This is a genomic window from uncultured Veillonella sp., from assembly GCF_937981445.1.
Taxonomy (GTDB): domain Bacteria; phylum Bacillota; class Negativicutes; order Veillonellales; family Veillonellaceae; genus Veillonella_A.
Genome location: NZ_CALJON010000052.1, coordinates 1 through 23,429, shown reverse-complemented (window position 1 = coordinate 23,429; position 23,429 = coordinate 1). Strand labels below are relative to the sequence as shown.

The window sequence follows — 23,429 nt, the reverse complement described above, 5'->3', positions numbered from 1 at the left end:
GCGGAGGATTTAGTGGTGGAGCATACAAATTATGAGCATGGTTGCGTGCTATATTTGGATCACATGCAGATTGAGGGGAGTGAAGGCGTTTTACTTGAAGAGGCTCATTTGATGGTGAAACGGAGCGAGCGCGTTGCTCTAGTAGGGCCCAGCGGGTCTGGCAAAAGTACGCTACTTAAAGCATTATGTGGTGTATTAAAGTCGAGCTGGTCTGTTCAGTGGCATAAGAGTAAGCTATTTGAAAAGCCCATACCACGTAGTGAAGCGCAATGGCATGCACTTCGCGGTAAGCGATTGGCCTATATGCCTCAAGATGGGCTCGCTTCATTTGTGCCAAGGCGAACCTTACTAAGTCAAATCCAAGAGATTTGTAAGGCCATAGAGTTGCCATGGGAGGAAGGTCTTAAGCGGAGTCAGAGTTTAGCTAAGAGCTTAGATTTAGATTGGGACAGCATATATTTATATCCTCAGGAATTATCTGGCGGTATGATTCAGCGTGTCGCGCTTCTCGTGGCGCTACTACCTCAACCGGAACTATTGCTTGTAGATGAACCTACGGCGGCCCTGGATTTAACACGTCAAATTGTTCTTGTTGAATTATTAAAAAAAGTCACTAAGGAGACGGGCTGTGCATTACTTTTTGTAACACATCAAAAAGAACTGCTCACTCATTTAGGGGGCCGTATTTATGAAATTAAAGATAAGAAACTCCAACTTTTGGCTGATGAGGGGGCTCAGCAGTTTCACATAGGAAGGAACGTAAAAGAGGAATACGTAAAAGCGGAAGATATAAAAGCGAAAGACATAAATGCGGAGGATATAAAAGAGGAAGACATAGAAGCGGCAGACATAAAGGCAGAGGACATAATAGTAAATCATGGCGATGAAGTGGAGCGATTTACCAAGCAGTGTTTACCAGATAAAGTAGTGCGTCCCCTATTACATATGAAGGATATTAGCATCTCCTATACGCAGGGTAAAGACCGATTTGAAGCGGTTAAGCAGGTGAATCTATCAGTTATGCCTGGCGAATGGGTGGGCCTTATTGGTCCAAGTGGGGCAGGGAAAAGTAGTCTCTTTAAAGTCGCCTGTGGCTTATATGATGCTTATGAAGGTTGTATTGAAATAAAAGGGCAGAATATTCGCAAGTTAACTTTGGCTCAGTTAGGTCAGATTATGCAGCCTATTTTTCAGCAGCCCCAGAGTGCCTTTCATCCGAAGCGTACTTTAGAGTGGAGTTTGCGTGAAGTACAAGGTGCTACTATTGAGGGGGAAGCGGAAGCGGCTTTAGGTAAAGTACTACTTTCATCTACATATAAAAGTAAATATATTACTGAACTCAGTGGTGGTGAAGGACAGCGGGCGGCCATTGCACGGGCTTTAATGAGTGGTCCTGAATTATTATTATGTGATGAAATTACATCTGCTTTGGATCCCCATACAGCGGAGGAAATTATAGCGTATTTACAGCGTGTAAAAGGTGAATCGAATGTTTCTGGCCTTATTATTACTCATGACTTAGAGGTAGTGCGTAGTTTATGTAGTCGCATGTATGTAATGGATCATCATGAAATAGTTGAAACTGGCGAGGTCGCCTCCTTATTAAATAATCCTCAAAGTGATACGTTAAAAAAATTATTAGAAGCCTTTCATTATGTAAATCGCCAACCTTGATGGTATAATAGATATTATTTACAAGGTGGTGAGGGCATGGTTAAAGAAAATCATAAGCATATACATAGTCATAAAGTAGGCCATAGCCATGAGGATAGTACAGAGCACACACATACCCCTGGGGCATGTAGCCAGTCTGGACATAGTCATGAGACAGGCCTAGCACATGCACATGGTCATGAGGCAGGTTTAGCACATGCACATGATGTACATGGTCATAGCCATTCTCATACGCAGACAAAGGCGGTACTCAATCGCCTGTCGCGAATTATAGGGCATTTGGAATCTGTAAAACGCATGGTGGAGCAAGGGCGTGACTGTAGTGAAGTGCTCGTCCAATTAGCTGCCGTTGACTCCGCTGTAAAAGGTGTGAGTCGAGTCGTGATGAAAGATCATATTGAACATTGCTTAGTGGAAGCGGTTAAGACGAATGACCATGAAACCTTAGAAAAACTGAATGAAGCTATTGATCGTTTTATAAAGTAATACCTATATCAATCGCTTTCCATAAAAAAAGGATTGTAGAATGAAATAATTCTACAATCCTTTTTTTAGTTTTATATTAGTTATATTTTATTTAATATGCTTGCTGCCACGTTCCGTCATTGGCACATTGTCTTTGCAAAGTGGACATTCTTCAGGCTGGTAGGTAGGCACTGTTAAATTGAGTAAGGCTTGTACTTTTTCTTTTGGTACGCCAAACTCAGCTTTGCCACCACTGCGATTTACAAGTAAGCCAACACCTACAATTTCGCCACCCGATGCATTGACTACATCAACTACTTCTTGAACAGAACCACCAGTAGTTACAATGTCTTCTACGATGAGAACGCGTGTGCCTGGCTCGATGCGGAAACCACGGCGAAGAGTCATTTTGCCTTTTTCACGTTCAGTAAAAATAGCACGAGTCCCTAAGGCTTTACCTACTTCATGAGCGAGTAAGATGCCACCAGTCATTGGCCCGATTACAAGCTCTACATTTTGATCACGGAAGCGCTCTGCTAATTCTTGGCAAAGACGTTCGGTGTATTTAGGATGTTGTAATACATTGAATTTTTCTACATACATAGGGCTGTGTAGACCAGAGGTAAGTAAGAAGTGACCTTCTAAAATTGCCTGCGTATCGATTAATAATTGTTTAACTTCTTGTTCTGTCATCATTTTGTGATTGCCTCCATTTCACGTATAATCAACTCCACAGCTTCTTGTGGATTCGATGCCTTGGTTATAGGTCGACCAATAACGAGTTTTGATGCTCCATCCTGTAAGGCACTGCTTGGGGTAGCAATACGTTTTTGGTCATTAGCAGCAGCAAAGCTAGGACGAATGCCTGGCGTAACAATGAGAAAATCTTCGCCGCAAGCTTCGCGAATCGCTTTAGCTTCTAAAGGGGATGCTACGACCCCATCCATGCCAGATTCTTTAGCTAATTTAGCGAGTTTGACCACTTGATTGGCAATAGGAAGTTGTCCGCCAGTTGCAGTCCAAGCTTCTTCGTCAAAGCTAGTGAGTACTGTTACAGCTAAGAGTTTAGGCCGTTCTACTTGTAAATCTTGAGCTGCTTTAGTGGCTGCTTCAGCAGCTTTTTGCATCATAATAGGGCCACCTTGACTATGTAAGGTAATTAATTTGGCTCCTAACCGAGTTAAGGAGGTTACGCCTTGTGCTACCGTATTAGGAATATCATGTAGCTTTAAGTCTAAAAATACAGATTTATTTTGCTCCCGTAAATAAGAGATAGTGTCGGGCCCTGTAGCATAAAAGAGTTCCATACCTACTTTGTAATACGATACAGAATCGCCTAAGGTGGTAACGAGACGCTTCAAATCATCTAAGCTTGCCACATCCAGAGCCACTATGAGTCTATCATCTGCCATTGTGAAACCTCCTTTTAGATTATACAGTGTTTATGATCACTTCTACGGGGACACATACGACCCGAAGCGTGAGCATACAATAAAGATATTCAAATAATTTTTACATAAAATATAGATAAAGTCAAATGACTTTTATAAGAAAATAAAAACGCCTGTGTATTAGGGGCAGACTTTTTTAGGATTAGCCTTTTAGACGTAGTTTTTTTAGGACTATAGTTTTAGTATTAGATGTTTCCATACAAAACCTGCTAATCGACCTTATTGGTGCGCATAGCAGAATATATCTTCTTAATGAGGACAATTTGGTATATAATAGTAAATAAGCTATATCGAAAAATATAGTTTATATGTTTATTACCCTATTATTATATTAAAACCATTAGTTGTCTTTATTTTTTATGAGACTTAATACAGTTATACAATTATAAAATACTATGAAGGAGATTATATGTTAGATTTTGTTGCTCTTGATTTTGAAACGGCCAATAAATATGCGAATAGTGCTTGTTCATTAGCCGTTGTTACCGTTGAAAATGGTATTATTACAAAGCGAGGCTATAGTTTGATTAAGCCCCCTTTTATGAATTTTGACCCTGAATGTATTGCCATTCATCAAATTCAGCCTAATGAGGTGGCTAATAAACCTACCTTTGATAAACTTTGGCCGGCTATTTATGAAAATCATTTAAAAGGTAAAATATTATTAGCCCATAATGCTCGTTTTGATATGGGCGTGCTACGGGCCACATTAGACCATTATAATATTGAATGGCCTAATATGTATTATGCTTGTACAGTAAAGATTTCCCAGCGCGTGTGGCCTAATTTAGAAAATCATAAATTGAATACGATGGGGGCCTATTTAGGATATAAATTTAGACATCATTATGCATTAGATGATGCGGAGGTATGTGCTCAAGTGGCAGTAGCTGCGGCTAAAGAGAAACAGGTGGACTCCATTGATGCTTTACTGACTAACATTGGCTTGCAACGTACACCATTCATTACTGAAGATAAGCGAAAAGAAATGAATCAGGCGGCTTTAGGCGAGCAAGTGTCATTCTTTTAAGTAATCAATGAAATAGGAGGAGATACTATGAAAGGGTCATTTACTGGACGAGATATATTGAGGCATGTAGATCATACTTTATTGAGGCCAACGGCTACATTGAGTGAGGTAGAGGCACTAGTAGAAGAGGCTATTTTATATAAAACGGCTTCCGTGTGTATTCCTCCTATGTTTGTAAAACCGGTTAAAGCAAAATATAAGCAGGCTATTTCTATATGTACAGTGATTGGTTTTCCCTTAGGCTATGCGTCCATGGAGGCCAAGATTTTTGAAACGAAACAGGCCTTATTAGACGGTGCTGATGAAATTGATATGGTCATTCCTTTAGGGCTCGTAAAAGCTCAGGAATTTGATTGTATTGAACAAGAAATCCGCCAAATAAAAGAGGTTTGTGCAAATCGTATCTTAAAAGTGATTGTAGAAACTTGTTATTTAAATGAAACGGAAAAAGTAAAAATTGCCCAAGTTGTTACTACTGGTGGGGCAGATTTTATTAAAACTTCTACTGGCTTTGGCACAGGCGGTGCTACGGTGGCAGATGTAGAGTTACTAAAACAGGCGGTAGGACCTAAGGTGGCAGTTAAAGCGGCTGGTGGTTTGCGGACTATAGAGGATTTAGCAGCCATGTTAAAGGCTGGGGCCACTCGCTTGGGGGCCAGTGCTGCGGTAGGACTTTTAAAGGACCATTTAGACGAAGAGTTTTAGTAGATGCAGATTATAGGTTATAAAAGATTTTTTTGTAATTATTTATATGTATATAGTTTGTGAATACTTATAAAGATATAGTTTGCCAGTGCTTATAAAGTCAGAGTCTGTGAGTGCTGAGATGGGGTGATGGTATGCATATGGTTGATTTGATTTTAAAAAAGCGCCGCGGTGAGACCCATAATCTAGACGAGTTACGCTATATAATCAATGAATATGTGGCAGGGCGAATACCAGATTATCAGGTCAGCGCGTGGTTAATGGCCGTGTATTTTCAGGGCATGACTCATGAAGAAACAGCCAATCTCACATTAGTAATGGCCGAATCCGGTGAGCAAATTGATTTGAGCGCCATTCCCGGGATTACCGTCGATAAACATAGTACCGGCGGCGTGGGAGATAAAACTACTTTTATTATTGCCTCTTTAGTAGCAGCTTGTGGCGTGCCCGTACCTAAAATGTCAGGCCGTGGTTTAGGTCATACAGGTGGTACGATTGATAAATTAGAATCGATTCCTCAAGTAAAGGTAGCTCTCACGAGGGAGGAGTTCTTACGCATAGTTAAAGACATCGGCCTTGCTGTAACAGGGCAATCTGCTGCTTTAGCTCCGGCCGATAAATTATTATATGCCTTGCGTGATGTAACGGGGACAGTGGATAGCATTCCTTTAATTGGCTCCTCTGTTATGAGCAAGAAATTAGCAGCAGGAAGTCAAGCTATTTTACTCGATGTAAAAGTAGGGAGTGGGGCTTTTATGAAGTCCCTAGATGATGCATTGGAACTTGCGAAGACTATGGTGGCCATAGGCGTGCAACATAATCGTCAGGTAGTAGCTTTAGTAACTGATATGGATCGACCTTTAGGGCATGCTATTGGCAATGCTTTGGAGATGGCGGAAGTAGTCGCTACCTTACAAAATAAAGGTCCTCAAGACTTAACTGAAGAATCCTTGGTGCTAGCTGCTAATATGTTGTTTTTAGGTGGTCGTGGCTCTTATGAAGAGTGTGAAAGCTTGGCTCGGCAGGCTTTAACTAATGGGCGGGGTTACAAGAAGTTTCTTGACTTTGTGAAGGCCCAAGGGGGTCAAGCCTTAGCGTTAGAAAATCGTGATTTTGCTAAGGCTAAGTATAGATTGCCCCTTAGATCCACTCAAGCGGGCTACATTACGCAAATGGATGCACAGCGTTGTGGGGAAGCGGCGTTGGCCTTAGGCGCTGGTCGACATAAAAAAGGCGATGCCATTGATTACAAGGCAGGGATTGAGATCCTAAAAAAGACGGGTGATATGGTGAATTGTGGCGACGTGTTAGGCTATGTGCAGAGTGATAGGGAAGAACTCTTGTCAAGGGGGGCACAACTATTAGAAAGTGCCTTTACTATGGGACCCGAAGCACCTAAGATAGGTCCCCTGATTTTAGCTAAAGTGACAAAAGAGGGGGTGGAGCGCTATGACTAAAGGTGAAGAAGGACGGCTTTTAATGGAAGAGGCTAAAATAGCCAAACAGCACTCCCATAGCCCTTACTCTAAATTTCGTGTTGGTGCGGCCTTGCGCTGTGCTGATGGAACGATTGTAAGAGGTTGCAATATAGAAAATGCGTCCTTTGGTTTAACTAATTGTGCAGAGCGCGTAGCCATTCAAACCGCTGTGGCTAGGGGGCAACGGGCGTTTACAGGCCTTGCCATTGCTGGTGATAGTTTAGGCCCTTGCATGCCTTGTGGTGCTTGCCGGCAAGTTATGGTGGAATTTGACATCGATTGTGTTTATTTGGAAGCTCAGGATGGCTCTATTATATGTTATACTTTGGAGGATTTATTACCTAAGAGTTTTGGCCCGAAGGCTATGAATAAAGAATAAACAAAAGAGAGGTGAACTGTTGTTCACCTCTCTTTTATTACATACTAGCAAGCCCGATTGCCTATGAGTATGCTCAATTCGTTTTATGAAGTTTAGAAGGCTGGAATGATAGCGCCTTTGTATTTATCTTCGATAAATTTCTTAATTTCAGGTGATTCTAAAGCTTTCATAAGCTTTTGAATTTCAGGGCGGTTTTCGTCACCTGCACGAACTGCCACGATATTAGCATATGGAGAATCCTTATCTTCGATGAAGAGTGCATCTTTTAGTGGATTTAAGCCAGCTTCAAGAGCGTAGTTTGTGTTGATAACAGCAATAGCTACATCATCAAGGCTACGAGGAAGCTGAGGCGCTTCTAATTCTACAATTTCAAGATTGCGAGGATTGTCAGTAATATCGGCTTTTGTAGCACCAATATCTTTTGAATCTTTCAAGGTAATAAGGCCGGCTTTTTCAAGTAAAATTAAAGCGCGAGCACCATTAGTTGGATCATTAGGAATGGCAACTTTAGAACCATTAGGAAGTGCTGCTTTTAAGTCTTTATCGGTGATTGTTTTGGAATAAATACCCATTGGCTCTACATGAACTTTGCCAGCAGATACTAATTTTAGATTATGCTCATTAGCAAATTTTTCTAAATACGGAACATGTTGGAAGAAGTTGGCATCTAATTCCTTATCATTTAGGGCAATATTAGGTGTTACATAATCAGTAAATTCTGTAACTTTTAATTCAATGCCTTCTTTTTCAAGTAACGGTTTAACTTGTTCTAAAATTTCCCCATGTGGCACAGGTGATGCGCCTACAGTAATAGTTACTTTATCGCCGCTAGCGTCGCCACTTTTAGCTGTATCACTACCACAGCCAGCAAGTAAAAGAGCACTACCAAGTACAACTGTAGCTGCTAGAGAAAAAATTTTCTTCATAAATTTACCTCCTTAAAGTAAAAAATGATGGCCCTTAGTATGAACGCCATCAGTAGTTGTTGTTATCTCTCGGCTCATACCGCAGGATTTAGCACCATCGAATGGTTGCTGGATTTCACAGGGCCAGTCCCTCCATCACTCTTGATAATAATATGTAATTCCTTTGTAAAGTATATCATCAGAGAGGACAAATGTAAAGTTTGTCGCCTCCTCGATTGCTCGATGTACCTGGATGAGGAGACGACTCTTTAGCTATGTAAGATCCAGTCTTTTGGAAGGCTGGGGAGTGGATCTTCGATTAGAAAGCAGGGATAATTGCGCCTTGATATTTGTCTTCAATAAACTTTTTGGTTTCTGGTGATTGAAGCGCTTTGATTAATTTCTGAATTTCAGGGCGGTTTTCATCCCCTTTGCGTACAGTAATGATATTAGCATAAGGCGATTTAATATCATCGATGGCAAGGGCATCACGAAGTGGATTTAAGTCAGCACTTAAGGCATAGTTTGCATTAATTACTGCTGCAAATACGTCTGGCAAGGTGCGTGGCGTTTGCGCGGCTTCTACTTCCACAATGTCTAAATTTTTAGGATTAGTAGCAATATCTTCCTTCGTGGAATAAATATTATTAGGATCTTTTAAGGTAATTAAACCAGCATGTTCTAATAGTAGTAAGGCACGGCCTGTATTAGTTGGATCATTTGGAATAGCGATTTTAGCTCCATCTGGAATGGAATTTTTTAAATCCTTATCCTTAGTTTTAGTGGAATATAATCCCATTGGCTCAATTTCTACAGGTCCCACAGAAGCAAGGTCCATTTTGTGTTCTTGAGTAAATTTATTCATATAAGGAATATGTTGGAAGAAATTCGCATCTAATTCCTTGTCGTTTAAGGCTATATTGGGTTGTACATAATCGTTAAACTCAATGATTTCAAGCTTAACTCCTTCTTTAGCGAGTTGGTCTTTTACACTTTCAAGAATTTCGCCATGTGGCACAGGTGATGCACCGACTTTAAGAGTAACTTCCTTTTGTCCGCTGCCAGCATTTGTGCCAGTATCACTACCACAACCTGCTAATAATAAAGCACTGCCGAGAATGGCTGTAGCTGCTATGGATAAAATTTTCTTCATAAATAAGTTCCTCCTCTTTTTTCTCATATATTCGTTAGATAAGATTTGGCAAAGACCGTACTCGGTATGTGTGAATCCCAATTTCACACCTTTGCGTAATGCTTTTATAACGAAGTCTCTCTACTTATTTTTGATATGCATGCATTGTAGCATGAAGAGAAGACGAGTGTAAAGTGAGGAAGTACAAAAAAGCCCTATTTGCCTTATAGGAATTTACACAACTTATATATAGTTTTTACCTATACCCAAATAAGGAAATAAAAAAAGCCCGTAATATCGGGCTTTTTCTATGTGAATAGTAGACCTAGGCTAGTTAATACATGGTACAGGGTTACGCTAATAGACGTAAATTTCATGGCTTGATTTGTCATGAGTGGGTCTGCATAGAGTTTTAAAATATTTACACTTTTAAAAGCTGGGATTAAGGATATAAAGGCTAATAGTACATAATATGGCAGATAGCCGAGAAGAATCCAAAGTACCAGCCATAAGGAAGCGCCTATAAAGAGCATGCGTAATAGGGCGATGCCACGATCTTTTCCCAGTCTAATGACTAAGGTGCGACGTCCATGGGCTTGGTCATTGCTAAAGTCGCGTAAATTATTTGTCATCATAATATTGCCAATCAGTATGGTTGAAGGAATGGCAGGAATTATAAAGTCCCAATATAATGTGCCTGTAATGGTATAGGCGGTGATACAAACAATGGCAAATCCCATAGCCACACCAGAAGCAAGCTCGCCATAGGGTGTTCGGGAAATTGGCTTTGGACCACCAGAATAAAAGAGGCTAATTAAGATACAAATGGCCCCTATGGGGATGAACCACCAAGAAATTATGGCGGCTAATATAATGCCTATAATTAATGGGGCTAAGCTAAATACATAACCTAATTTTTTGATGCGCGAGGGGGAGATCCCTTCTTTAACAATGGATCCACTATTGCCAATCACTTGGTTTAAATCTAAGCCAGATTTAAAGTCAAAGTACTCATTCCAAATATTGGCTGCAATTTGGGCACTCATGACGCAGACTAATACCATGAGCACATACAAGAGGGCAAGGTACCAAGGATGGACGGACTCGTGCATAGTGCTACCATAGGTGGCACCTAAGATGACGGGACTGAAGGCAGCCGTTAACGTACGGGGCCGTGATAGACGATAAAATTGTGCAAAAGTCATACAGGACTCCTTTATAAATAAACATAGATGTAGAATATAAGTTGCTTTACATACTTTACATACAGCTAGGTAATATGCACTAACAATTATATGGCAAAACAGTTATAATGTAAATTAAGCAGGTTATTTATTAATATCCGTAGAATCCCATGAAAGGGTGAGATGATTCCGTGATTAGTAAAGCATTACTAACAGACTTGTATCAATTCACAATGATGCAAGGCCTATTTAAGAAGAATTTGCATCGAACGAAATGTGTGTTTGACCGCTTTTACCGTAAGAATCCATTTGATGGAGCCTATACGGTAGTGGCCGGCTTAGAGCATGTCATTGATTATCTAAAAAATCTATCATTTAATGAAGAAGATCTGGCGTACATGCGCAGCACAGGTATATTTGATGAAGATTTTTTAACGTATTTAAAAGATTTTAAATTTACTGGCACAGTATATGCAGCACCAGAAGGGACCTTGGCATTTCCTGGTGAAATTTTACTTCGTGTGGAAGCCCCTAAAGACGAAGCCATGCTTATTGAAACGGCTGTGTCCATGTATTTAAACCATGAATCGTTAATTGCTACGAAGGCACGACGTATTCGCAGCATTGCAGGCAAAGATAGTTTGTCTGAATTTGGTATGCGCCGTGCTCAAGGGACCAATGCCGCTGTATATGGTGCACGGGCCACGATTATAGGTGGCTTTAATGGCACGAGCAATGTGTATTCTGCCGCGCAGTATGGCATTCGGGCCGTAGGGACTATGGCTCATAGCTGGATTATGAGTTTTCCTGATGAATTAACGGCTTTTAGAGCTTATGCAGAACAATATGAAAATATGTTGGTCTTATTAGTGGATACCTATGATACCCTTCATAAGGGGATGCCAGCGGCCATTGAAGTGTTTAAAGAAGTGCGGAAACGCCGCGGTGGCACCATGCCTAAAGGCTATGGCATTCGACTTGATAGTGGTGACTTATCGTATTTATCTAAAGAAGTAAAACAAATGTTAGATGCAGAAGGGTTTAATGATGCGACTATTTTTGCGTCTAATGATTTAGATGAGTATCGCATTGCGGATTTAAAAAATCAACAATGTGCCATCAATGCTTGGGGTGTGGGCACCAAACTGATTACTGCAGATGGCACTTCCGCCTTAGGTGGGGTATATAAACTCGCTGGTCAGTGGAATCAAGATGGCAGTTTTGTGCCAGCCATTAAGTTCTCAGAAAATATTGAAAAGGTGACTAATCCGGGTCTTAAAAAAGTGCTCCGCCTAATCAGTAAAAGGAATGGCAAATTGATTGGTGATTTAATTTGTTTAGATGATGAATTCATTGACGAAACTAAGCCATATACATTTGAAAATGCTATGTATCCTTGGAAATGCACGCAATTAGAAGCCAATACTTTTAAAGTAGTGCCTTTATTAGTACCTATTTTTAAAGATGGTGAATTAGTCTATAATATGCCAAGCTTACCGCAAATTGTAGACTATGCAGAGGAACAGATAAAACTATTATGGCCTGAATATTTACGACTTAATCGTCCACCAGTGGTGAAGGTAAATATTAGTCATCGTCTATATGAATTGAAGAAGGAATTATTACTTCGTAAAGCAGGGCGGGACAAAAAATTTGACGTGTAAGATAATAAAGGACCTAAAGGAGTGAGCCTATGAAAGTGAATTATAAAGCTAAGTTAGCAGCGGCAGCCTTAATAGCTGGCTTGTGGAGTGCCCCACTAGGTGTTAATGCAGCAGCTTTAAGTCCCCTAGATTTAGGGGCGATGGATCAAGTAGTAGTAACGGCCCAATCCAATCAGGATACAGTAGTAACGAGCGCTCCGTCTTTACATACGAAGGAAAGTAATATAAAGCAGAGTGGTGAGGAGAGCCAGGCTGTTAAAGTTCCGGCTTATATGAAAACGCTAGAAGAGAGCCAAGCAAAATTGGCCACATCCAATGGCGTTCGTCCTCGATTAGTAAGTTCAAACATGATCTTAACAGATAATACGTCAATTCAGTTGCCAAAGAATGTGACTGTATTTGATTTTAAGCGTATTGTCACACCTAGTGGCGTGGTCAATGGCTTGAGTCTGGCACCTGCTATTACAAAAAATGAAATATATCAAAACCATATTCGCCATATGGCAAAGCCTGAGGTAGCCAATATACCGGAACTAGCTAATTTTGAAGGGCAAGTATATCGTGATTGGAATGCCTACCAACTTCAAGGTGAAACAAAGGATGCGTATCACACGGCCTATGTAGTGGAATTTGCTTTAGGACCTGATTTTATAAAAGGGCAAAGAGCAGAACTTGCCATTAATAAGGCCTTGTTTGAAAAATCTTTGAAAAAGAAACAACAACTGAATTCATATCATACGAATTCAGTTGTGGATGAAGCAGTGTCATCAGGCACAGTTAGTATGGGAACAAATTATATAGCCACTATGGCAGAATTAAGCTCTATGGCTATTGCTGGCGATGAACGTAATAGAACGAAAAACGAAGTGACTGAAGAGACTGTAGCAGCATTGGTGGATCAAAGTATTAAACAACAAGCGGCTTTATTGGCACCATATCCTGAAACATATGATAAAGAGTCATTTTATAAAGCCAGTGTCAAAAGCTTGAGCGGGGCACAGCACATTAGTGATGCGACAGCGGCCAATGAGTTGATTAGGATATACAAGAATACGTTAGGCCTAATTGTTGTAGCTGAATTGGAACATCAAATTCAGTTATTGGAACAAAAGCCAGTTTTGCACGTATTTGAGCAAAAGAAATTACAAAAGTTAAAACGTTTTTACGTTGAAGTAAATAAATTTTTAAAAACTTCGGACATTCAATTTGATGTAGTGAAAAATGAAGAAATAAAAAGTGAAGAATTTGGTCCTATGATTCGCTCTACTAGCCGTGGCGCTTTGTACTTTGATAGTTATGAAGTACCATTTAATATAGAGAGTCTAATCCGATTTGATGAAAAAGGACCGGTAGTGACTACCATTTTTGCTAATGATGGAGATGCCAATTATTGGCAAAAACAAATCGATGAGATTTGGCGTATTGGCAAAGAGAGTACTAGGATAAAATCAGATTTTACTATGAATCTGCAAGTGCCACAATCCTTAAGAAATACAAAGAGTCAAATTGCGTTTAATGGGGCTGTAAATCATGTTACCCTGCCAGGTATTGATGCAACCTCTATGAGCGTAAAAAAATTATCACATACTGTTATTATCCCTTACTTATTTGAAACATATGAAGCGGACCTAGTTAAAGCTATTGCTGATGGACCAGAACTTCGCCATTGGCGCACGAATCAATTATTAACTGGCGATGCGTTGAAGCAAAGTCAGAAAAATTATGAGAATCTTGTAAAGCGGGCCAAGCAAATAGAAGACTATCGTCTAGGGGAGAAAACCGAGGTATATCAATGGCAGCTACAAGATAAGGAAGGGCGTAAAACCGCATTGGTAGGGGCCTTGGCATTAACACCACAGACCACAAAGCAAATGGTGGGCATGTGGCAAGAAGGCATCCTTGATAGTCAATTGCCGGTTTTAAATCAACAATGGTTAGCAGGCGAAGGACGTTTAAATGAAAAAATCACTCAATGGGTATCTTTCGTGCAGGCTAATGAACATATCTATCATGAGGTTAAATTAGTAGATCAAAAACCGATTCGCAAAATAAAAGATAGTAAGGTCCCAGTATATACGGCTAGTACCCGGGTGCTAGTTAATGTGAATGGTTTTGCGTTGCCTTATTATGTACAAGCGGCGGTAGTGCTAAGTAAGGAAACGCCGGTGGCTTATGTAATGCTTACTTCTGATAAAGAAGGTACTACCTTTGCACCTCAGTTCGAATCCTTTGTGAAAGCTCTTTCTTAATCGATTTTGTTACGATGGTAATAAAGTAGTTACATTTAAGTCTAATTAGAAAGGAGATTGTGTATGAAGTGGAATAAATTAGCTTTAACCTTGGCCATCACGGTGGCTATTACAGGTACTGGGTTCGCCTCGACTGCATCGCCTGTATCAGCAGGAACGGCTGAAGGCACTGCATCAGGGCTGGGGTTAGTTTCGTCTGTGTCGGCTGAGGTAAATACAAAGAAGAGTTTTGCATCACCTATATCGGCTGGGGCGACTACAGAGGCTGCTTTAAAATCTCCAGCAATAAAGGATAAAGCGATTCCTATATCTAAGGCACCATATAATGAACATGTGTTTAATACTGTAGATGGGCAAGCCATTACCTTGCCTATGGGTGTGAAAACACGTGATTTAAAACATGTGGCCATGTCAAAAGGCTATACGGATGTGCAAGGTGTGTTTCATCGCACAGAAGCCGTTACCGGTGATGCGTTGGCTACGGGACTTACGCCTGCTGAATATAATCAGATCATGGCGGAAGGAATTCGTGATTTAGCTGGGGCAGACAAATTAAATATACCAGAGCTACAACATTTTAATGCGCCGATTTGGCGTGATTGGAATGTACATCAATGGACTAAATCCGATATGAAAGGATGGCATTCGGCCTATGTTGTGGAATTTGCTTTAACGCCTCATTACTTAGAGTATGGTAAGGCCTTGTCGCAATTAGAGGAAAAAGGCAAAGCTCAGGCAAAACCTGGTGAGCCTTTTAATTTACAAGCAGCATTGACGGAGAATTTAGAAGCACGTGTGGTAAGTCAAAATCTAGGGCCTAAAGAAGCAGAAAAATATATACAGCAACGTCAGGAATGGCGACATTTCTTATCTAATGTGCAGAACTTAAATACGCATTGGGTGGAAGAATTAGGAGCACAGGCTAAAGATTACGAACCTGTAACCTATTCCCCAGCTGGAGAATATGCACGTTTAGCAGAGGCTGTTAAGAAACACGCGCAATCTCATACAGCGGAGTCCATGAATGAAAGAATTAGAACCTATAAAGCGGAATTGCTGACGGCAGTAGCAAAAGACCTCAAAGTTGGCGACCGATACTTAGGTCCTAAGACAGTGCGTCCCTATAAAGTTGAAGTAGCTGCTGAAAAACAAGTAGATACGATTGTTAAATTCTTTATGAATTCCAATATTATTGTAGACTCGAGTAAGGAACAGCTGGTTACGACTACATTGGGACAGGGCTATTATAATGAAATCCGCTTTGCTACGGTGATTGATGGCTTTGAAATTCCTATGACATATTTTGGATTCCTGTACTTTACTGAGGGGGGCCCGGTTATGAGCTCTGTTGTAATTAATGATTCGGATTATGCCATTTGGCAGCCAATTGTTAAGGATGTATGGGGCATTAAATAGGAGGTAATGGATGAAACACGTAAGACAATGGATTGTAACCGCTACTTTAGTGGCGAGTACAGCCTTTACATCAATGGCCTTGGGAGCGAGTGTAACAGATAGTCAGAAAGTATCTGTTATAGGTGGTACTGCCACATTGCCACAATCTGTAAAAATGGTAACTCTTTCAAAATCTGCAATGGTGCCATATCTTATGAATGATTTTGAAGAGTATGTACAAGCTGAGAAGTCTAAAAATTCGCCAAGTAAAAAGCCTGTGATGAATATGTCAACTGATGCGGCTCGTGTATACGGGGACCAACTGGCTACGTACAAGGCTACTGAAAATTTGCTAACTTGGATTGATTCCTTCCGTTTGGGAGAGCGTTCTGATATATATCAATGGCAAATGAAGGATCAAGATGGGCGTAAAATGGCACAAGTTGTGGCTATTAAATTTAGAAACTTGTATAGTTTAGTGCCAGGCATGCCACTTCAAATGGGTGATGCGAATATAAAAGTCGATGAAGGCGCCGTTGATGCCGGGTTATTTATGCTTAACATGAGATTTAATGAGTTGCGTAATGAGGGGAAACCTATTTTTATAAAAACAGGGACCTTAGGAGATAGCACGGCAGAGCCTATGCTAGACTATACTGTACAGGTCGATAATTTAATGGCTATACAAAAGTTAAATGCTACAAAACATCCTACTTATATGACAAGTGCTAAGGTGTTGTATAATGTAGGCGGCATGGAACAGGTATACCATGTACAACCGGCCCTAGTACTCACTAAAGAAGAGCCGATTTTATATGTAATGATTACATCTGATATAGAAAAGAGTACATTTATACCAATCTTTACAAACTTTGTAACGTCTTTAAAATGATTTAAACTTATGGATGCTTTAAAGTACTTTAAATTTATGGATTCTTAAACGTAATATAAATTTATGAATTTTTTAAAGTAATCTAAATTTCTTGGCCCTTTAAAGTAATCTAAATCTCTTGGCTCTTAAAAATGATATAAATGTCCAAGCGCTTTAAAGATATAAAAAATAAGAAGCTGTAGATTCAAATCTGAATCTACAGCTTTTTTGCAACTCTATAGTTATTACAAAGTGATAAGATTTTGTAGTTTTTACAATTTTTATTTCCTACCAATAGATTTGTCTACGCATCTTTGTACTGATGAATGTCTAGGCCTTCGATAGTTAGAAGGGCTTTTTTTACGTGAAGCCCCCCTGTATATCCCGTTAATTGTTTGTGGCTGCCTACTACGCGATGGCAAGGAATAATTATAGGTAATGGATTATGTCCTACGGCACCGCCTATAGCACGGGCCTGCATGCCGCGGACCGTATCATTTTTGTAAATGCGTTTGGCTAAATCACCATATGTTATGACTTGGCCATAGGGAATATGAAGTAATTCATGCCAGACGCGGCAACGAAAGTCAGTGCCTAGTAAATGTAAAGCTGGAAATACCTTTGGCTGTTGGCCCTTGGTATAGGTATCTAGCCAAGCAAAACCATCACGAAATTCGGAATGATTTAAGCTATCTGAGTAAGCAATCTCTTTCACCGGCGGTGAGGTGCGCTCTTTACCAGTCTTAATGAGGGGCAGTGTGTATTGTTGGGTGGGCATTGTTAAGCCGATTAAAGCTTGGCCATCACTATATAAGGTAATATGCCCCAGTGTTTCATAATCTTTTGAAGCACTGTAAATTATGGATGGAGCTTGGTGAATCGTCTGGGCCAGTTGATGGGGGTTACTTTTTTGACCTTGCATGATAATAATGACTTCCTTTCTACCATTTTATGTGAATGAAAGACGCCCTTAATAGTCTATTTAAAAGCTATGTTAATTATATTTTATAATAGGGGACGAGCATGACGCAATATAATAGGAGCGAATATGACGGAATATAATTGGCGTGAATATGACGCAGTATAATAGGCGTGAATATGACGCAGTATAATAGGCGTGAATATGACACAGTATAATAAGCGTAATATGACACAATATAATTGGACATGAGGATGACGTAATATAATAGCGTACTAAGCGTAATAGTACATAAATCATACCTGCTATACATAGGACTAGCTATATATACAATAAAAAACAGTAAATCCCGCAAGACTTGCCTGCGGGACTATCACTGTGTATCATTTTGTTGTTTGTTGTTTGTTGTTTGTTGTTTGTTGTTTGTTGTTTGTTGTTTGTTGTGTGTTGTGTGTTGTGTGTTGTGTGTGTTAATTAGAAAACATAGTTCTCTTGGGAGGGCTCTTGTGGAGCCTTTTGAGGAGGAGTGCCCTTAGCGGTGTCATGGCAATCAATGGTCTGAGGGTTTTCTTGGTGAGGGCCTCTTTGCACTTGATGAGAATCTCTTTGATAGTCTCTCAGGCCTTGCATATGAGGTGGAGGCTCAGGAGATATCATATGATACGAATCTTGAGGCGTTTTGCCAAGTTGGTTTTGAGGAGGAAATCCTTTTTTACCTTCAGGAGCCATTGCATGTAAGAATATAGCTGCATTGGCTTCTAATTGACTGTGTGCCATGCTGGTGTTGTGATGGAGTCGATCATAATAGGTAAAAGAGTGCTCACCAGTGTCGGTGAATGAGTTCCTACCATTATTGTTTGGCATTTGCTGTTTATGAACGTCATGTTGCTCTCGACGAACATCATATTGTTGCCTTTCGAGAACAGCTACTCCTTGTTGAAAAGTTGGTGTTGTACTTGGGGGCATCGCTGGTTCCGCAGCAGATGCAGAGCCCCAAATAACACCACTTAATACGCTGAGCATCATCAGTTTCTTTAAGTGCATTTGCGTATTGCGTTTCATAATAAACACTCCTTTGTCATAACATACTGGGGAGATAGCAATTAAATTGGAGATAATCACCTGTTTGGAAGGTGGTGACCTCCTTGCTATGTGTATAGCTTAAAGGAGTAAAATGAATTTGATATGTGAAAACTGTGAGAGGGTGGTGAAGTTTTCTCATGATTGTTCATTACTGGCTCATTTTAAAATTAAGAGATTATGAAATGAGTAGAAAATGTAGCAAAATTTCTTGTAATCTAGAAAGATACAGTGGAATATGTAGAATATTGTAAGTGTATCTTATCTTCTGATCTAAAAAAGCCCCTACCAAGCTAGCAGTTAACTAGAAGGTAGGGGCTTTTGAATAGTAAAGGTTATTATCAGTTATATAAAGAATAAGTTGGCGGAGAAGGAGGGATTTGAACCCCCGCGCCGGTTTTGCCGACCTACCGCATTTCGAGTGCGGACCCTTCAGCCTCTTGGGTACTTCTCCTTATTTTTACGCCGTTCTTTGAAAAAATCTTTCATTATCTGGCTACATTGATCAGCTAACACACCACTTAATATATTTGGCTCATGATTTAAACCAGGATGTGTGAGCACATTAAATAATGATTCAACGGCACCGCCTTTGTAGTCGCTACTGCCATATACAACACGGTCAATCCGGCTGTTAATGATTGCACCAGCGCACATTGGACATGGCTCTATAGTAACATAAAGCGTGCACCCGGTCAACCGCCATCGTTCAAGGAGTTGACAGGCTTCGCGAATGACTAAAACCTCTGCATGAGCTGTTGCATCATGGTCACATTCTCGCCGATTATGGTGGCGTGAAATAATTTGTCCATTGTGGACAAGAACGGCACCAATGGGAATTTCACCCATGTCATAGGCCTTTTGGGCTTCTTTAAGGGCTTCTGCCATAAATTCTTGATCAGTCATTGAGTCACCAGCTTTCTATATTGTATATGTTAATCGAACTGCTGCTTTGATTTATTTTTCCTTAGTAATCATTGCTAAGAGTAATTATTGCTAAGAAAGAGGCCTAAGATTTATTGAGTAAATGTCCATTTAACAATACATGATAAAAATGAAAAATAAGTATTTGTTTTTGTTATCCTTAAGGCGTATAATTGAAATAAGTTGATTTTATTCAGCTTGTTTTTTGATGCTACATTTACTTTATGAGTATTTTATCTGGGCAAATAAAAAAGCTCAGCTTCATAAGAACCTGAGCTATTGTTCAAATAGAAAGCCCACGATGGGCACTCCCTAAGGAGCAATGTAGATAAATCTTTATTTGAACTTGTAGTGTAAAAGTTAGAGTATCCAAAACTAACTTCATGTATATAATAGAAGGATTTTAGAGAATTGTCAATTGCTAAAAATAGATAATTAGGGAAATAAATCAAGAAATAAATGCAGCAATGAGCATCAGAATAGAATGAAGTCTAAAAAAAATGAGGTGGCGCATATGGGGCAACATAAGGACGACAAGCAAGTAAACAATAAGTCAGTAACTAACAATCATGTTAGCAACAAGCAAGTAGCTAGCAAGCGAGGAACTAATAGTCAGGATTATTTTGTCGGTCTAGATATTGGTACAAATTCTGTTGGTTGGGCTGTATCTAATGAGCAGTATGAATTACTGAAGACTAAAGGTAAAGATATGTGGGGGAGCCGACTCTTTGAAGAGGGGCAACCAGCCTTAGCGCGAAGAACTAATAGAAGTACAGGGCGTCGATATAATCGACGTAAATTTAGATTGACTTTGTTGGAAGAATTATTTGATGAAGAGATTAAAAAGGTAGATCCTTATTTTTACTTACGTCTCCATGAGAGCCAAGCTCATCAAGAAGATAAGAGTCCTCATAATAAAGGGCAGTATTTCTTATTTAATGACAAGAATTATACAGATAAGGATTTTCATCGGGACTATCCTACATTTTACCATTTACGCTATGAATTAATGAAACGACCTCCTAAGGATATTCGCGAGTTGTTTCTTGCGATTCACCATATTGTTAAAAGCCGTGGGAATTTTTTGTATGAAGGGCAGTCATTTAGTGGTGGCGGCAATTTAACTAGTGGCATTATAGAGGTGTTGCGTTCGGCTTATTTGGAACTAATTGATGATGAAGCTAATATGGATTCAGTAATTAGTAATATGATTGACATTTTACAAAATGCTCAAATGAGCCGTAGTGATAAGGCGACACAAATAGGATTGCTTTTTAATAAAGATAAGAAAAAAATGGCGGTGGCATTAGCCAAGGTTATTATAGGTTTGAAAGGTAATTTAGTTGATTTATTTGCTGATGAAGATTTGAAATTAGAAGCTAAGGAAATGCAGTCAATTCAATTTAGCGGCAAAGAATATGATGAGCAGCGCGGGGATTATGAGCAAATTCTAGGGAATCGTATAGAAGTCATTGACCTATGTAAAAGTGTATATGATACATTGATTTTATATAAGGTAAAGCCTGATGGAAAAGGCTTTTCAGAATATAAGGTAGAACAATTTGAGCTTCATAAAAATCAATTGAAAAAGTTAAAAGACTTGACTAATATGAAAGAATATAGCGCTGTTTACCATGATATATTCAAGTCTTTCGGCAAAAAATCTGGGAATAAATTTAATACATTAAATAATTATCCTTCCTATATTAATAAAAACCCTAAGGGCAATGTCTGCTCTCAAGAAGACTTTTATAAGTTTTTGAAAGAACAATTAGATATATTGCCAGATTCTGATGTGAAGTCTGAAATTTTAAAAGAAATTGAGCTAGAGTCCTTTTTGCCTTTACAGCGCGTTACAGACAATGGGGCGGTGCCATATCAAGTTCATTTAGATGAACTAAAAACAATTATTAAGGTGGCTAGCACAAAGTTCCCATTTTTGACTGCAAAAGATAGTACGGGTTACACTACTGGCGAGAAATTAGAAAAAATTGTTGAATTTAGAGTTCCTTATTTTGTTGGTCCATTGAATCCAGCACATCAGGCTGGTAAGGATGGTTTTGCATGGGTAGTTCGTAAGGAGGCCGGGCGCGTTACACCTTGGAACTATACTGATAAGGTTGATGAAGGGGCATCTGCAGAAGCGTTTATTAATAATTTGACTAATAAATGTACATATTTGGTGGGGCAAGATGTTTTACCTAAACAGTCATTGTTGTATAGTGAATTCATGTTACTTAATGAATTGAATATGCTTCGTTACAATGGCAAGCCATTAGATAGGGAGACAAAATTATTATTAATTGAAGATGTATTTAAGACACAAGCGCGAAAGGTAACTGAAAAGGTAATCAAAAAAGAGTTACGTAAACTTGGTTTAGGTGATGCGAATGCTGAAAAAGACCTTATTCTTACTGGAATCAATGGAGAAATAAAAACGAATCTAAAATCATATCATGATATGGTGAGAATTTTAGGTCAGGGCTTTGATGTTATTAGAGCAGAAAAAATTATTTATTATGTAACCTTATTTGGCGATGCAAAACGAATTTTAAGACAGAGATTAGATTCAGATCCTCAATTAAAAGGCACATTAAATAAAGAGCAAGTAAAAGCTATTAGTAAGCTTAAATATAAAGATTGGGGCCGTTTGTCCTATGAATTTTTACATACCCTAGAAGGCGAGATTGAATCTGGCTTACGTTGTAATATTATTACGGCTATGAATGCATATCCATTGACACTTATGGAAGTATTAAGTTCTAAATATACATTTATGGATGCTGTATTACAATTTAATGAAGCGCAATTAGGCGAAGACTATGCTAATAAAGACGGTATTATATCATATGATGTAGTGGATGAATTATATGTATCGCCAGCTGTTAAACGCTCTATTTGGCAAACATTACGTGTATTAGACGAGATTACTAAGCTGAAAGGGCGCAATCCGAAGAAGATTTTTGTTGAAGTAGCACGCACTAATAGGGCAGAGAAAAAAGCAACAGATTCTAGAAAGAAATATTTAACTGAATTATATAGTGCTATTAAAGATGAAAGTCATGATTGGAAGAGTGAAATTAAAAATCGTAATGCTGGAGACTTCCAAAGTAAACGACTATTTTTATACTATCAACAGATGGGGCGTTGTATGTATAGTGGCGATCGAATTGACTCAGTAGATGATATCTTTACAGATTTATATGAAATAGATCATATCTATCCACGAAGTTTAACTAAAGATGATAGTTTTAATAATCTGGTGCTTGTTAAAAAAGAATATAATGTGGCGAAGGAAAATAATTATCCTATTAATCGAGACTGGCAAAAACAGAATATAAGCCACTGGAAGTATTTGCTTGATAAGAAGTTAATATCAGAAACAAAATATTTGCGACTTACTAGAACAGAAGCGTTAACAGATGATGAATTGGCTGGATTTATTAATCGCCAATTAGTAGAAACAAATCAAGCGATTAAGGCCGTAACAGATTTGCTCAAACGGATTTATCCTGATACAGATATTTGCTATGTTAAAGCAGAAAATGTGAGTGATTTCCGTAGAGATAATGAATTTATAAAATGGCGCTCTTTAAATAGTCAACATCACGGTAAAGATGCGTATTTAAATATTGTTGTGGGCCATGTATTCCATGAAAAATTTACTAAGAGTCCGGCTAACTTTATTAAAGAAGCAAGAAAACGCAGTAAATATCCATATAATCTAAGTCGGATATTTTATAAGACCCTTCAGATTAGGGGGAAAACTGTTTGGAATCCAGATACTAGCTTAGAGACAGTAAAACGAGTTATGGCAAAGCCTAGTGTATTAGTCACTAAGCGGAGTACCGAGCAAAAAGGGGCTTTTTATAATGCTACATTGGTGAAGGCCAGTGCGGTTACGGGCTCCCGATATTTACCTTT

Annotated in this window: 19 protein-coding genes, 1 tRNA gene and 1 riboswitch; of the genes, 11 read left to right on the top strand and 9 right to left on the bottom strand. The window is 39.2% G+C overall.

Annotated elements, in window-relative coordinates; genetic code table 11:
• Positions 1 to 15 precede the first annotated feature (15 nt).
• Together Q0376_RS08410 and Q0376_RS08405 are read left to right on the top strand one after the other, a co-directional pair.
• Complete coding sequence (locus tag Q0376_RS08410; protein ID WP_298706477.1) at positions 16 to 1,674, top strand: ABC transporter ATP-binding protein; 1,659 nt, start codon at positions 16 to 18, stop codon at positions 1,672 to 1,674.
• A gap of 36 nt (positions 1,675 to 1,710) precedes the next feature.
• On the top strand, positions 1,711 to 2,160 hold the full coding sequence (locus tag Q0376_RS08405) for a metal-sensing transcriptional repressor (protein ID WP_298706474.1): 450 nt from the start codon (positions 1,711 to 1,713) through the stop codon (positions 2,158 to 2,160).
• Positions 2,161 to 2,247: 87 nt separating this feature from the next.
• On the opposite strand, the gene pyrE is transcribed toward Q0376_RS08405, so the two are convergent.
• Both pyrE and pyrF read right to left on the bottom strand, forming a co-directional pair.
• Positions 2,248 to 2,835 carry an orotate phosphoribosyltransferase gene (gene pyrE, locus Q0376_RS08400; protein WP_298706472.1) on the bottom strand — a complete coding sequence of 196 codons (588 nt, stop codon included), beginning with the start codon at positions 2,833 to 2,835 and terminating at the stop codon, positions 2,248 to 2,250.
• The gene (gene pyrF / locus Q0376_RS08395; RefSeq protein ID WP_298706470.1) at positions 2,832 to 3,551 is read right to left on the bottom strand and encodes an orotidine-5'-phosphate decarboxylase; all 720 of its coding nucleotides are present in this window, start codon (positions 3,549 to 3,551) and stop codon (positions 2,832 to 2,834) included. The genes pyrE and pyrF overlap by 4 nt, the downstream gene beginning before the upstream one ends.
• Before the next feature lie 448 nt (positions 3,552 to 3,999).
• Between pyrF and Q0376_RS08390 the strand changes: the two genes are divergently transcribed.
• From Q0376_RS08390 to Q0376_RS08375, 4 genes are all read left to right on the top strand, one after another.
• On the top strand, positions 4,000 to 4,620 hold the full coding sequence (locus Q0376_RS08390) for a 3'-5' exonuclease (RefSeq protein ID WP_298706468.1): 621 nt from the start codon (positions 4,000 to 4,002) through the stop codon (positions 4,618 to 4,620).
• A 27-nt stretch (positions 4,621 to 4,647) separates the two neighbouring features.
• Positions 4,648 to 5,325 (top strand): deoxyribose-phosphate aldolase, encoded by a 678-nt coding sequence (gene deoC, locus Q0376_RS08385; RefSeq protein ID WP_298706466.1) that lies wholly within the window; start codon positions 4,648 to 4,650, stop codon positions 5,323 to 5,325.
• Positions 5,326 to 5,459: 134 nt separating this feature from the next.
• Positions 5,460 to 6,782: a thymidine phosphorylase gene (locus Q0376_RS08380; RefSeq protein WP_298706464.1), complete on the top strand. Its 1,323-nt coding sequence runs from the start codon at positions 5,460 to 5,462 to the stop codon at positions 6,780 to 6,782.
• A complete protein-coding gene (locus tag Q0376_RS08375) occupies positions 6,775 to 7,182 on the top strand; it encodes a cytidine deaminase (protein WP_298706462.1) in 408 nt (135 codons plus the stop codon). The genes Q0376_RS08380 and Q0376_RS08375 overlap by 8 nt, the downstream gene beginning before the upstream one ends.
• 92 nt (positions 7,183 to 7,274) lie before the next feature.
• Here the strand turns inward: Q0376_RS08375 and Q0376_RS08370 are convergent, their stop codons facing one another.
• The 3 genes from Q0376_RS08370 to menA form a co-directional block, all read right to left on the bottom strand.
• Positions 7,275 to 8,108: a MetQ/NlpA family ABC transporter substrate-binding protein gene (locus Q0376_RS08370; protein ID WP_298706460.1), complete on the bottom strand. Its 834-nt coding sequence runs from the start codon at positions 8,106 to 8,108 to the stop codon at positions 7,275 to 7,277.
• A gap of 59 nt (positions 8,109 to 8,167) precedes the next feature.
• Positions 8,168 to 8,259, bottom strand: a riboswitch (SAM riboswitch).
• 147 nt (positions 8,260 to 8,406) lie between these two features.
• Positions 8,407 to 9,240, bottom strand: coding sequence for a MetQ/NlpA family ABC transporter substrate-binding protein (locus Q0376_RS08365; protein WP_298706458.1), 834 nt, complete (start codon positions 9,238 to 9,240; stop codon positions 8,407 to 8,409).
• A 287-nt stretch (positions 9,241 to 9,527) separates the two neighbouring features.
• Positions 9,528 to 10,424 carry a 1,4-dihydroxy-2-naphthoate octaprenyltransferase gene (gene menA / locus Q0376_RS08360; RefSeq protein ID WP_298706456.1) on the bottom strand — a complete coding sequence of 299 codons (897 nt, stop codon included), beginning with the start codon at positions 10,422 to 10,424 and terminating at the stop codon, positions 9,528 to 9,530.
• A 170-nt stretch (positions 10,425 to 10,594) separates the two neighbouring features.
• On the opposite strand from menA, the gene Q0376_RS08355 reads away from it, so the two are divergent.
• The 4 genes from Q0376_RS08355 to Q0376_RS08340 all read left to right on the top strand — a co-directional run bounded on the left by Q0376_RS08355 (position 10,595) and on the right by Q0376_RS08340 (position 16,603).
• Positions 10,595 to 12,067, top strand: coding sequence for a nicotinate phosphoribosyltransferase (locus tag Q0376_RS08355; protein WP_298706454.1), 1,473 nt, complete (start codon positions 10,595 to 10,597; stop codon positions 12,065 to 12,067).
• Positions 12,068 to 12,096: 29 nt separating this feature from the next.
• The gene (locus Q0376_RS08350) at positions 12,097 to 14,316 is read left to right on the top strand and encodes a hypothetical protein (RefSeq protein ID WP_298706452.1); all 2,220 of its coding nucleotides are present in this window, start codon (positions 12,097 to 12,099) and stop codon (positions 14,314 to 14,316) included.
• A gap of 63 nt (positions 14,317 to 14,379) precedes the next feature.
• A complete protein-coding gene (locus Q0376_RS08345; protein WP_298706450.1) occupies positions 14,380 to 15,732 on the top strand; it encodes a hypothetical protein in 1,353 nt (450 codons plus the stop codon).
• A 10-nt stretch (positions 15,733 to 15,742) separates the two neighbouring features.
• Complete coding sequence (locus Q0376_RS08340) at positions 15,743 to 16,603, top strand: hypothetical protein (protein WP_298706448.1); 861 nt, start codon at positions 15,743 to 15,745, stop codon at positions 16,601 to 16,603.
• 283 nt (positions 16,604 to 16,886) lie between these two features.
• On the opposite strand, the gene Q0376_RS08335 is transcribed toward Q0376_RS08340, so the two are convergent.
• From Q0376_RS08335 to tadA, 4 genes are all read right to left on the bottom strand, one after another.
• Positions 16,887 to 17,504: a methylated-DNA--[protein]-cysteine S-methyltransferase gene (locus Q0376_RS08335; protein ID WP_298706446.1), complete on the bottom strand. Its 618-nt coding sequence runs from the start codon at positions 17,502 to 17,504 to the stop codon at positions 16,887 to 16,889.
• A 471-nt stretch (positions 17,505 to 17,975) separates the two neighbouring features.
• On the bottom strand, positions 17,976 to 18,563 hold the full coding sequence (locus tag Q0376_RS08330) for a hypothetical protein (RefSeq protein ID WP_298706444.1): 588 nt from the start codon (positions 18,561 to 18,563) through the stop codon (positions 17,976 to 17,978).
• Between the two features lie 380 nt (positions 18,564 to 18,943).
• Positions 18,944 to 19,035, bottom strand: a tRNA-Ser gene (locus Q0376_RS08325).
• On the bottom strand, positions 19,014 to 19,487 hold the full coding sequence (gene tadA, locus Q0376_RS08320; RefSeq protein ID WP_298706441.1) for a tRNA adenosine(34) deaminase TadA: 474 nt from the start codon (positions 19,485 to 19,487) through the stop codon (positions 19,014 to 19,016). The genes Q0376_RS08325 and tadA overlap by 22 nt, the downstream gene beginning before the upstream one ends.
• A 502-nt stretch (positions 19,488 to 19,989) precedes the next feature.
• On the opposite strand from tadA, the gene cas9 reads away from it, so the two are divergent.
• The coding region (gene cas9 / locus Q0376_RS08315; protein WP_298706439.1) for a type II CRISPR RNA-guided endonuclease Cas9 at positions 19,990 to 23,429 on the top strand (3,440 nt) is incomplete at its 3' end.

Coding starts and splice junctions, on each gene's coding strand:
- Q0376_RS08340 (WP_298706448.1), top strand. CDS start 15,743: ATGAAACACGTAAGACAATGGATTGTAACCGCTACTTTAGTGGCGAGT.
- Q0376_RS08405 (WP_298706474.1), top strand. CDS start 1,711: ATGGTTAAAGAAAATCATAAGCATATACATAGTCATAAAGTAGGCCAT.
- Q0376_RS08335 (WP_298706446.1), bottom strand. CDS start 17,504: ATGCAAGGTCAAAAAAGTAACCCCCATCAACTGGCCCAGACGATTCAC.
- Q0376_RS08370 (WP_298706460.1), bottom strand. CDS start 8,108: ATGAAGAAAATTTTTTCTCTAGCAGCTACAGTTGTACTTGGTAGTGCT.
- Q0376_RS08375 (WP_298706462.1), top strand. CDS start 6,775: ATGACTAAAGGTGAAGAAGGACGGCTTTTAATGGAAGAGGCTAAAATA.
- menA (WP_298706456.1), bottom strand. CDS start 10,424: ATGACTTTTGCACAATTTTATCGTCTATCACGGCCCCGTACGTTAACG.
- pyrE (WP_298706472.1), bottom strand. CDS start 2,835: ATGATGACAGAACAAGAAGTTAAACAATTATTAATCGATACGCAGGCA.
- Q0376_RS08365 (WP_298706458.1), bottom strand. CDS start 9,240: ATGAAGAAAATTTTATCCATAGCAGCTACAGCCATTCTCGGCAGTGCT.
- pyrF (WP_298706470.1), bottom strand. CDS start 3,551: ATGGCAGATGATAGACTCATAGTGGCTCTGGATGTGGCAAGCTTAGAT.
- Q0376_RS08380 (WP_298706464.1), top strand. CDS start 5,460: ATGCATATGGTTGATTTGATTTTAAAAAAGCGCCGCGGTGAGACCCAT.
- Q0376_RS08390 (WP_298706468.1), top strand. CDS start 4,000: ATGTTAGATTTTGTTGCTCTTGATTTTGAAACGGCCAATAAATATGCG.
- Q0376_RS08330 (WP_298706444.1), bottom strand. CDS start 18,563: ATGAAACGCAATACGCAAATGCACTTAAAGAAACTGATGATGCTCAGC.
- Q0376_RS08350 (WP_298706452.1), top strand. CDS start 12,097: ATGAAAGTGAATTATAAAGCTAAGTTAGCAGCGGCAGCCTTAATAGCT.
- deoC (WP_298706466.1), top strand. CDS start 4,648: ATGAAAGGGTCATTTACTGGACGAGATATATTGAGGCATGTAGATCAT.
- tadA (WP_298706441.1), bottom strand. CDS start 19,487: ATGACTGATCAAGAATTTATGGCAGAAGCCCTTAAAGAAGCCCAAAAG.
- Q0376_RS08345 (WP_298706450.1), top strand. CDS start 14,380: ATGAAGTGGAATAAATTAGCTTTAACCTTGGCCATCACGGTGGCTATT.